The organism is Pseudomonas donghuensis (genome assembly GCF_000259195.1).
GTDB lineage: Bacteria > Pseudomonadota > Gammaproteobacteria > Pseudomonadales > Pseudomonadaceae > Aquipseudomonas > Aquipseudomonas donghuensis.
The window spans coordinates 124,257-134,241 of the sequence record NZ_JH650757.1 but is presented as its reverse complement, the minus strand read 5'-3'; the positions used below and the strand labels follow the sequence as shown (position 1 = coordinate 134,241).

Genomic DNA, 9,985 nt, shown 5'->3' with positions numbered 1-9,985 from the left:
AGGAGCGGGCTTGCCCCGCGATGCTTTTCGTCCATTTAATCCTTCCGATATTGCCCAAATAAACAAAAAGTCCATAATAGACAAAATAGTTCATTTGGAGCTTCGCATGTCTGCGCCTCTCGTCATCGATCAACAGCACGCTCGCCAACTGCTCGCCCAGGTGGATGTCCCGCAGATCCTGCGCAACCTGTTCCGTGACCTGGCGGCCGGGCAAGCGGTGCAACCGCCCCAGCAACTGGTGGAGTTTCCGGCAGGCAAAGGCGACTTCATCAACTATGGCGGCGTACTGGCCCAGGAGCGCGTCTACGGGGTCAAGACCTCGCCCTACATCGTCCGTGAGCAAGGCCCGCTGGTCACCGCCTGGACCCTACTGATGTCCATGGACAGCGGCCAACCCCTGCTCCTGTGCGATGCCGGCGAGCTGACCACCGCGCGCACCGCCGCCACCACCGCCGTGGCCGTCGACGCCCTGGCGGCCACTGACGCCCGGCGCCTGACCCTGGTCGGCAGCGGCCCGATTGCCCGCGCGCACCTGCATTACGCCCGCGGCCTGCGCGAGTGGCAGGATATCCGCCTGTACTCGCCAAGCCTTAGCGAACAGTCGGCCGGGCAGCGCCAGGCCCTGACCGATCTTGATCCACGTCTGGTGCTCTGCGCGAGCCTGGAGCAGGCCGTGGCGGATGCCGACGTGATCCTGCTGTGCACCTCCTCGGCCAGCCCGGTGCTCGACCCACGCCAGTTGAGCAAGCCCGCGTTGATCACCTCGATCAGTACCAATGCCGTCCGCGCCCATGAAGTGCCGCCAGCGAGCTTGAGCGAGATGGACGTCTACTGCGATTACCGGGTGACCACCCCGGGCAGCGCCGGTGAGATGCGCATCGCCTCCGAGCAACATGGCTGGCAAGCCGAAGCGATCGTCGGCGATCTGGCGCAATTGATCAGTGGCGCAGCGCAAAAACCGACCTACCAGCGCCACGCCTTCTTCCGCTCCATCGGCCTGGGCCTTGAAGACATCGCCCTGGCCAACGCCCTGTACCGCCTGCCACGCGCCGACTGAGGAAACCTCCATGCAACAGGCTGATTTCATCATCATCGGCGCCGGTATTGCCGGCGCCTCCACCGGCTACTGGCTGGCCGGCCACGGCCGGGTGCTGCTGCTTGAGCGCGAGTCGCAGCCGGGCTACCACTCCCCCGGCCGCTCGGCGGCGCTGTACACCGCCGCCTATGGCACGCCACAAGTGCGCGCGCTGACCCTGGCCAGCCGCGCGTTTTTCGACCACCCGCCAGCAGGCTTCGCCGAGCACCCGCTGCTCAGCCCGCGCGGGGAAATGACCGTCGACCTCAACGGCGACCCTGAAGAGTTGCAGCGCCAGTACCAGAGCGCCAAGGCCTGCGTGCCGGAAGTCGAGCTGCTCAGCGCCGAGCAGGCCTGCGCGCGCCTGCCGGTGCTGCGCCGCGACAAGGTGCATGGCGCCCTGTATGACCCGAGCGCCAGCGACATCGACACCGACGCCCTGCATCAGGGCTATCTGCGCGGCATTCGCCGCCAGCAGGGCGAGGTGCACAGCGACTGCGAGGTTCAGCAACTGCGCCGCGACGCCGACGGTCTCTGGCAGGTGCAGACCAGCCGTGGCAGCTTCAGCGCCCCCGTGCTGATCAACGCCGCCGGTGCCTGGGCCGACAAGATCGCTGAACTGGCCGGCGCCCAGCCGCTGGGCTTGCAGCCCAAGCGCCGCGCCGCGTTCATCTTCGCCGGCCCCGAAGGTATCGACAGCCATGCCTGGCCAATGCTGGTCAGCCTCGATGAATCGTTCTACATGAAACCCGACGCCGGCATGCTGCTCGGCTCTCCGGCCAATGCCGACCCGGTCGAGCCCCATGATGTGCAGGCCGAAGAACTGGACATCGCCATGGGCATCTACCAGATCGAAGAAGCCACCACCCTGAGCATTCGCCGCCCGACCCGCACCTGGGCCGGGTTGCGCAGCTTCGTTGCCGACGGCGACCTGGTAGCCGGCTTCGATCCACAGGTACCGGGCCTGTTCTGGGTTGCCGCGCAAGGCGGCTATGGCATCCAGACCTCGCCGGCCATGGGCCAGGCCAGCGCCGCACTGGTGCGTGGCGAGGACTTGCCCGAAGCACTCAAGGGCTTTGGCCTGAACGCCGCAATGCTGTCGCCGCGCCGCCTGCAAGGGTGACGCCCGGCCGCGATTGCGGCACACTCCCAGCGCCCTTTCGCCAAGGGCGCTGACACCGCCTGGAGCCTGCCCGAATGCCCACACCCCGCCCCGATCCCGCCCTGCAAAACTACCGGGCCATCGCCGACGCCATCGCCACCCTGTTCTTCCCCCACGCCGAAGTAGTGCTGCACGATCTGCGCAGCCAGAAGATCGATTACATCGCCAACAACCTGTCCAAGCGCGAGATTGGCGATGAGGCGGCCCTGGAGGACATGCTCGAGGCGGGCACCGACGAGACCAACATCGGCCCCTACGAAAAACTCAATTGGGACGGGCAGAAGATCCGCTCGCTGAGCACCGTGCTGCGCGACCCGGCCGGAAAGCCGCTGGCGGTGCTGTGCATCAACCTGAATATCTCTCTGTTCGAGAACGCCAAGGCGGCGCTGGACCTGTTCCTCTCGCCAAGCAAGTTGATCCCGCAGCCCGATGCGCTGTTTCGCGATGACTGGCAAGAACGCATCAACACCTTCCTCAACAGCTGGCTGCGTCAACGGCAACTGAGCCTCAACCTGCTCAGCCGCGACCACAAGCGCGAACTGGTGCTGGCCCTGCACGCCGAAGGCGCGTTCAAAGGCAAGAGTGCGGCCAACTATGTGGCCAATGTGCTGGGGATGGGACGGGCGACGGTGTACAAACACCTGAAGGAACTCAAGGCCTGACTGGCTCCAGGCCTTGAGTGAGTCGGCGATCAGTCGCCGTAGATGTCCGACTTGAAGTACTTGGCCTGGATCTTCTGGTATTCGCCGTTGGCGCGGATAGCGTCGATGGCCTGGTTGAGCTGGCTGACCAGCTCGCCATTGCCCTTGCGCACGGCAATCCCCGCGCCCTCACCGACGTATTTCGGATCTTTGAGCTCTGGGCCGGTAAAGGCGTAGTCCGCGCCGCGGGGCATGGACAGGAAGTCTTCCAGGGGAATGGTGTCGGCAAAAATCGCATCGACCCGTCCGGATGCCAGGTCCATGTAGATTTCTTCGTTGTTGCCGTAACGCTGGACCTTGATGCCCTTGGGTTCGAACACTTCGGTGGCGTAGCGATCAGTGGTGGTCGCGCGCTGCACGCCGACGGTCTTGCCCTTGAGGCTTTCGTACTGGTCATCGACCACCGCACCTTTTTTCATCACCAGCCGCGATGAGGTGAAGTAGTACTTGTGGGTGAAGTCCACGGACTTCTTGCGCTCTTCGCTGATGGTCATCGACGACAGCGCGGCGTCGATTTTCTTCACTTTCAGCGAAGGGATCAGGCCGTCGAACTCGACTTCTTTCCATTCACACTTGACCTGCATCTGCGCGCACAGGGCGTTGCCGATGTCGTAGTCGAAACCGACGATCTGGCCTTTGTCATTCTTCGAGGCAAAGGGTGGGTAGGCGGCTTCGATGCCGATGCGCAGGGTATCCCCAGCGGCGTACAGACTGCTGCTGGCCAACAGGCTCATGGCCAGACCGCTGATCAGGGTGAACTTGTTCATGACGGGTCTCTCTCGCTCGTTGTTGGAGGTGTGTTGCAAGACAGAGGGAAAGGCGGGCAGGCAAGGGGCGGCCTGGAACTATTTTGTACTCATAATTCCATACTGGACTTTTTCGTATTAAAACTCAACAAGCAAAAGCATTGTGGGAGCTGGCAAGCCAGCTCCCACAGGGTTACCAGCGCCCGGCAGCGTCCTCATCACTCTGCTTGCCTTCGACCCAGCGCGGGCCGTCCCCGGTCTGTTCCTTCTTCCAGAACGGCGCACGGGTCTTGAGGTAGTCCATGATGAAATTGCAGGCGTCGAACGCGGCCTGGCGATGAGCACTGGCGACACCGACGAAGACGATCGGCTCACCCGGTTCAAGGCCGCCGATACGGTGCAGCACCTCAACCTTGAGCAGTGGCCAGCGCTGCTCGGCTTCAACCACGATCTTGCCCAGGGCCTTTTCGGTCATACCCGGGTAGTGTTCCAGGAACATCCCCGCCACGTCCTGGCCATCATTGAAGTCGCGCACGTAGCCGACAAAACCCACCACCGCGCCCACGCCAACATTGGCCGCGTGCATGGCGTTGACTTCGACACCCGGATCAAAGGCCTCGGCCTGGACTCGAACGCTCATCTCAGCCTCCGGTCACTGGCGGGAAGAACGCTACTTCGTCACCGTCTTCGAGCGGCTCGTCCAGCTTGCACAGCTCTTCGTTACGCGCGCACATCAGGTTCTGTTCGCTCAGCACCTCATACTTGCCGCCCTTTGCGACCAGTGCCTTGCGTACGTCATCCAGGGTAGCGAACGAACCGTCGAGCTTCTCGACGTCGATACCCAGAACCTCCCGGTAACGGGCGAAATACATCACCTTAATGTTCATTTGACTTCATCCGCCTGGTAATGGCCGCTCTTGCCGCCCAGTTTCTCCAGCACGCGAACGCCGTCAATGATCATGCCGCGGTCGACCGCCTTGCACATGTCGTAGATGGTCAGGGCCGCGACGCTGGCAGCGGTCAGGGCTTCCATTTCCACGCCGGTCTGCCCGGCCAGCTTGCAACGGGCGACGATGTAAACGGTGTCGTTGCCTTCAGCGCTGAGCTCGACCTTGACGCTGGTCAGCAGCAACGGGTGGCACAACGGAATCAGGTCGCTGGTTTTCTTTGCCGCCTGGATGCCAGCAATGCGCGCCACGGCAAACACGTCACCCTTGGGGTGCTCGCCTTCGACGATCATCTGCAGGGTTTGCGGGAGCATGCGCACCCGCGCTTCGGCCACGGCCTCACGCGAAGTCACGGCTTTATCGGTGACGTCGACCATATTGGCGCGACCTTGGGAATCGAGATGAGTCAGCACAGCTTTCCTCCTGTTCAGGAGCAAAGAGTGTAAACCCTGGGGTCAGGTCTTCGAAGCGAAAAATAGCCTGGGCCGGCGTCAAGGCGCTTTATTGGGGTGTACGGCTGAATATAGGTTTTGCGTTGAGAGAATTAAAGGTTGCCATACCAAGAATTAATTCAAACGGATCACCCTGCACATGAAATAGAAAAAACTCTAACTTGCTGATACTTAAAACACATTAAACCCATGAATATTCTTACAACCTTATAAGAATTCACTGACAACACCTAACATTGACTTTGACCAGAGCAAAATTATCCTCACACATGAGGCCATCAAGCTTCACCAACAACAACGAGGGATTCACATGAAAAAAATTATCATGCAGAGCCATCTTAGTTCACTGTCGAACGACGCCTACCACATCTTGGTCACCAGACTGAATGATAAACAGGCACTTGTAAGTTAATCTTGACATTGGGCAGGCCACACCTGCCCAATCCGGAGAAAAATTACATGAGTAAATACAACATCAACGAGAATATAATCTTCACCGTCAGCAAAGGTAGATTTGTCGCTTGGAATTTGCAAACAGGACATCAATATGATTTTTTTGATCGCCGATTCCTAGATAGATTTTACGAACTAACCACATCACGATTATTACCCTATCACCCAGCCGCTGAGGACGATACTCTAACTGAGGCTGGTTTTTTAGAAACCAGCGTAAATTCTTCCCGACCCGATGGATACACTCAGAGCAACTGGGGCTGGGATGATATAGCCAGAATTTTTCACTTGGGTAGCAAGCACAATTTTCCATCAGACTTATCCGACCAGAATGAAAACCCAGAGACGGGCTATGTAGCGTTTTGTGAAAGTATAGCTGAGCGTATGCCAACCATTGACACAGAGCGCGAAGGGAAAACCTTTCCTCTACCACCTAACTCACTATCGGAGTTAAGTACTTCTCTGGTGAAAACTCTGAAACAACGGAAAACAAGCCGTCACTTCAAAAATAGTAAAATTGACCTCGAAATCGTCTCAAATTTACTGTTCGCAACATTTGGAAAAATTCACGGAGACTCTCATCAGCACGATCTAGCGGCACGTGGAGTTAAAACAGTCGGCTATCGACGCTCCTCGCCCAGCGCTGGCTGCCTTCAGGCAACCGAAGCCTACCTAATAGCATTAAATGTAAACAGCCTCGAAAGAGGTATCTACCATTACCGCTCACACCAACACGCGCTAACTTTGGTAAGTGAAAAAATAGAACACTTAAATAAAGCGCTTTGCCACCAGGCGTTTGCAAGTGATGCATCCTTTCTCATCGTTATGACATCTAGATTTGACAAACTCTGGTGGAAGTACCCCCACTCAAGAGCCTATCGCTCCGCCCTCTTGGATGTAGGCCATCTATCTCAAACTTTTAACTTAGTCGCTACCGCTTATGAACTGAACACTTGGGTCACTGGCTACTTCATCGATGACATGCTGAACGATATGGTCTGCATCGATGGCGTGAAAGAACACTCTATCTTCGTGGCAGCGGCAGGACCTGGCTATTCCGACCCTCTATCACCGGGAATACAAAAGCTCTTGTAGAGGATAAGCATGACATGGAAAAATCTGAATATCTACTTGCAGCCTCCGAGTGCGAAAGAGTCGCCGGAGACAGTTTTTTCAAAAGTGATAACCTCATCGCCTGCGAAGATTCATATAACAAAAGTTTAGATCTGTATAGCGACAATTTCAAAACCCTAAACAACCTAGGTGTATTACACGAAAAACTTGGAAACCTAGAGCACTCGACTGCCTATTACAGAAAAGCATGCTCATTAGCCCATAAAACTGAAAAAGGACGTTCAATCTACTTTACAAACCTTGGCCGGATTTGCGAGAAGACCTGCGATAATACTCTAGCACTTTGGGCTTATGAAAAAGCTATTGAAGCTCAGGACACTGTTGAATATGCAACTGCAGTTAGGTATCTAGAGGTAATCAGGAAATCAAACCGAGCCGGCGTAGATCGACAATCAGCCAGAACACTAGAGAAAATTTCAACGAACTCCAACATAGACCTTCAGGCAGTATCTGATGCATACCTCGACATTATCGCATGCGAGGATTATTTTCATTCCTCTCATCCGGCTAACTGCTTACACCTACTATCTGCATTCGAAGACTACCCACTTTTTGCTTCGATTTTGAATACACAAACAGCCACCAATCCGACTATAGAGTATGGCCTGAGCCTGTTAAACAAAGCGCTCCAAGAACTATCGACCCTTGGAGAACTTACACCCCACCAAGCTTATATCTTTGAAACTTTGAGAACTCAAAATCTTCTTTCCAACGGAATACACGACACCTGCGACAACTCCCCCACCACAAGACAACGCTCCACGACAACCGCCGAAATCTTGATCACAGCCCCATCTAAGCCAAGAACAATAGACATTGAAATAGAGAATGATAAATTCAAATACACCCCTAGGACAAAACCACACCCAAAGTTATTACACAGTGTGAATCGTGACAAACTTAGGCAGTTCTACGAATCAAACCCTTACCCTCACTGGAAACAGCTCCCCCTGCACACCCCCAGTACACTAGAAGATTATTTTTCCAATACAGGGCTGAATCCAAGCACCCATTCATGGACCAACAAGCGTATTTTGGTAGCCGGCTGTGGAACCGGCCGCCATGCTATACAGCTTGCATTAAACTATCCGGATACTGACGTAATCGGCGTAGATGTGAGCCTGCCAAGCCTTCGACATGCAAACAAACAAAAAAAACTATACTCAATTAAGAACGTAAAATTCATCCACTGCAGCATCTCCGATACACCTAGCCTTGGCATAAAATTTAAAATCATTGAGTGCATCGGCGTATTGCATCATCTCAAACAGCCGGCGCGAGCCCTCAAGACATTACTTTCAGTACTTGCTCCTAACGGAATTATAAAACTTGGCCTCTACAGCAAGTATGCAAGAACAACTTTAGAAACCCTAAAAACAAAATGTAAAGAGCACGAAATCCCTTACACACCTGACAATATCCCTTCTATTAGAAATTTAGCAATTACGCTCTACCCTAAACAATTGGAAAACCTTATCCACTCTAAAGATTTTTACTCAATTCAAGGCTGCATGGATCTCCTATTCAACCCCTGTGAAATCCCTTTCACCACCCGTAAGATTTACAACCTCATACGCCTGTACAATTTGGATTTCGCGGGATTCGAACTAAGTAATTCAGCATCACAAAGACCGTCATTTTCGAAATTCAATACGAATCGCGACACCAAATCTTTACTCAATGAATGGCACGATTTTGAAATAGCAAACCCTAGCACCTTTAGCAACATGTACCTTTTTTGGCTTCGACCAAGGATGACACATGAAAATAGTTAGTTTTAACACTGGACACGACGGCCATATCTGCTTTGTTAGCAATGGCGAGCTTGTATTTAGCTATGAAGCCGAAAAGGATAACAATCCCAGATACTCCTATAACACTCCTACCAACCTCGCGAGGGGATTTTCCGCTTCGTCCAGTAGCATTGATGTAATAGCCGTAAGTGGATGGGCGCGGGGGAATGACCCACGGAGTGCCCCCACCGACGGCGGCTATCTCGGGCTCAATTACAAGCTTGAACAACGGGACAACATCCCCTGGTTATATTGCAGCCATGAACTTTCACATATCATATGTTCCTATGCTTTATCCCCATACGCCGATTCAACAGATTGCTATGTACTGCTCCTCGAAGGTTTCATAGGAAAACTCTATTTAATTCGAAAGGATCTGAGCATCGAGTTATTGGAGGATATAATTCAAAGCCCTGGATTGAGATACTCATTTGCATTCGGCGTCGCAGACCCTCATTTCGACCTACCTAAAGGATACTGTCGATTGGGAGATGCCGGAAAAATGATGGCTCTCGCAGCTTTTGGCAGAAATGCTGAGATCACCGATGATGAGCGACTACTACTTAGTTACATCCTTGACACCCCTTCCCCCATTGATAGCTTTTCAAAATCAGACCTAAAAGCCAGCAAATATTACAATATTGGTGTTCAAAGCCAGGACTTTTGCGACCTTGCAAGAAAGATATCCAACTCGCTATTCGAACTCATTTCAAGACGACTCAGAAAACACATCCACAAAAAAAGGCCATTATTAATAGCAGGCGGCTGTGGACTAAACTGCGACTGGAATAAAAAATGGAAGTGTTCCGGGTTGTTCACAGATATTTTTGTCCCACCCTGCACAAATGATACTGGGGTCGCCATAGGGGCCGCAGCCTTGGCGAACAAGACCTTTTCTGCAAGGTCAAAATTGAATTGGAGTGTTTACTCTGGCCAGGAATTTTCTAATACCCGTACTACTGACAGTCCTTCCAAATACGAGGCTTCTAAGCTTTCATTATCCCTAGTCAGTCAAAAACTAGCTAGAGGAGAGATAATATGCTGGGTTCAAGGAAAATGTGAAATAGGTCCACGAGCATTAGGTAATCGCTCTATTTTTGCAGCTCCTTTTCTAAAAACTACAACGGCCAAGCTAAACCAAATAAAAAACAGAGAACACTATCGCCCCATCGCCCCAATTTGCCTTGAGGAAGACGCAGCACTACATTTCGAAGAGTGTACATCAAGCAAATTTATGCTGACTTTTTACACTGTAACTGACCCGCGCCTCAAAGCGATAACCCACGTAGATGGAACTGCTCGCGTGCAGACAATCACTTACAGAGACAGCCCAGCCACATACGAGCTACTTAAAAATTTCAAGGAGGCCACCGACGTCGGAGTACTGTGTAACACATCACTCAATTTCAGCGGCTCTGGTTTTATCAACAACCGAACAGACCTCGAAAGGTTCTGCATTAAACATAATATAATGACATTTGTGATAAATGACACAATGTATATCAAGCCAGGAGACCGTTGA

10 protein-coding genes are annotated in these 9,985 nt (G+C 53.5%); 6 read left to right on the top strand and 4 right to left on the bottom strand.

Features of this window, described 5'->3' with window-relative positions; translation table 11 throughout:
- Nucleotides 1-106: 106 nt before the first annotated feature.
- The 3 genes from UW3_RS0102915 (at nt 107) to UW3_RS0102905 (ending at nt 2,899) form a co-directional block, all read left to right on the top strand.
- Nucleotides 107-1,057, top strand: a complete 951-nt coding sequence (locus tag UW3_RS0102915) for an ornithine cyclodeaminase family protein (protein WP_010220732.1) — start codon at nt 107-109, stop codon at nt 1,055-1,057.
- Nucleotides 1,058-1,067: 10 nt separating this feature from the next.
- Complete coding sequence (locus tag UW3_RS0102910; RefSeq protein WP_010220731.1) at nt 1,068-2,198, top strand: NAD(P)/FAD-dependent oxidoreductase; 1,131 nt, start codon at nt 1,068-1,070, stop codon at nt 2,196-2,198.
- Between the two features lie 74 nt (nt 2,199-2,272).
- Entirely contained in the window at nt 2,273-2,899 is a 627-nt protein-coding gene (locus UW3_RS0102905; RefSeq protein WP_010220730.1) for a helix-turn-helix transcriptional regulator, read from the top strand.
- A gap of 29 nt (nt 2,900-2,928) precedes the next feature.
- Here the strand turns inward: UW3_RS0102905 and UW3_RS0102900 are convergent, their stop codons facing one another.
- From UW3_RS0102900 to moaC, 4 genes are all read right to left on the bottom strand, one after another.
- A complete protein-coding gene (locus UW3_RS0102900; protein ID WP_010220729.1) occupies nt 2,929-3,705 on the bottom strand; it encodes an ABC transporter substrate-binding protein in 777 nt (258 codons plus the stop codon).
- Nucleotides 3,706-3,877: 172 nt separating this feature from the next.
- The gene (moaE, locus tag UW3_RS0102895; protein ID WP_010220728.1) at nt 3,878-4,324 is read right to left on the bottom strand and encodes a molybdopterin synthase catalytic subunit MoaE; all 447 of its coding nucleotides are present in this window, start codon (nt 4,322-4,324) and stop codon (nt 3,878-3,880) included.
- 1 nt (nt 4,325) lies between these two features.
- Complete coding sequence (locus UW3_RS0102890) at nt 4,326-4,571, bottom strand: MoaD family protein (RefSeq protein WP_010220727.1); 246 nt, start codon at nt 4,569-4,571, stop codon at nt 4,326-4,328.
- Nucleotides 4,568-5,044 (bottom strand): cyclic pyranopterin monophosphate synthase MoaC, encoded by a 477-nt coding sequence (moaC, locus tag UW3_RS0102885; protein ID WP_010220726.1) that lies wholly within the window; start codon nt 5,042-5,044, stop codon nt 4,568-4,570. The genes UW3_RS0102890 and moaC overlap by 4 nt, the downstream gene beginning before the upstream one ends.
- A gap of 498 nt (nt 5,045-5,542) precedes the next feature.
- Here moaC and UW3_RS26420 point away from each other — a divergent pair, with 498 nt between their 5' ends.
- Genes UW3_RS26420 through UW3_RS28050 form a run of 3 tightly spaced genes read left to right on the top strand, consistent with a single transcriptional unit; the run spans nt 5,543 to nt 9,985 of the window.
- Nucleotides 5,543-6,631, top strand: coding sequence for a SagB/ThcOx family dehydrogenase (locus tag UW3_RS26420; RefSeq protein WP_050989985.1), 1,089 nt, complete (start codon nt 5,543-5,545; stop codon nt 6,629-6,631).
- A 14-nt stretch (nt 6,632-6,645) separates the two neighbouring features.
- Nucleotides 6,646-8,445 carry a methyltransferase domain-containing protein gene (locus UW3_RS28055; protein ID WP_081492762.1) on the top strand — a complete coding sequence of 600 codons (1,800 nt, stop codon included), beginning with the start codon at nt 6,646-6,648 and terminating at the stop codon, nt 8,443-8,445.
- The gene (locus tag UW3_RS28050; RefSeq protein ID WP_010220723.1) at nt 8,432-9,985 is read left to right on the top strand and encodes a carbamoyltransferase C-terminal domain-containing protein; all 1,554 of its coding nucleotides are present in this window, start codon (nt 8,432-8,434) and stop codon (nt 9,983-9,985) included. The genes UW3_RS28055 and UW3_RS28050 overlap by 14 nt, the downstream gene beginning before the upstream one ends.

Excerpts from the sequence above, each read along its gene's own strand:
- UW3_RS0102915 (WP_010220732.1), top strand. The coding sequence starts at position 107 with ATGTCTGCGCCTCTCGTCATCGATCAACAGCACGCTCGCCAACTGCTC.
- UW3_RS28050 (WP_010220723.1), top strand. The coding sequence starts at position 8,432 with ATGAAAATAGTTAGTTTTAACACTGGACACGACGGCCATATCTGCTTT.
- UW3_RS28055 (WP_081492762.1), top strand. The coding sequence starts at position 6,646 with ATGGAAAAATCTGAATATCTACTTGCAGCCTCCGAGTGCGAAAGAGTC.
- UW3_RS0102905 (WP_010220730.1), top strand. The coding sequence starts at position 2,273 with ATGCCCACACCCCGCCCCGATCCCGCCCTGCAAAACTACCGGGCCATC.
- UW3_RS26420 (WP_050989985.1), top strand. The coding sequence starts at position 5,543 with ATGAGTAAATACAACATCAACGAGAATATAATCTTCACCGTCAGCAAA.
- moaE (WP_010220728.1), bottom strand. The coding sequence starts at position 4,324 with ATGAGCGTTCGAGTCCAGGCCGAGGCCTTTGATCCGGGTGTCGAAGTC.
- UW3_RS0102890 (WP_010220727.1), bottom strand. The coding sequence starts at position 4,571 with ATGAACATTAAGGTGATGTATTTCGCCCGTTACCGGGAGGTTCTGGGT.
- UW3_RS0102910 (WP_010220731.1), top strand. The coding sequence starts at position 1,068 with ATGCAACAGGCTGATTTCATCATCATCGGCGCCGGTATTGCCGGCGCC.
- UW3_RS0102900 (WP_010220729.1), bottom strand. The coding sequence starts at position 3,705 with ATGAACAAGTTCACCCTGATCAGCGGTCTGGCCATGAGCCTGTTGGCC.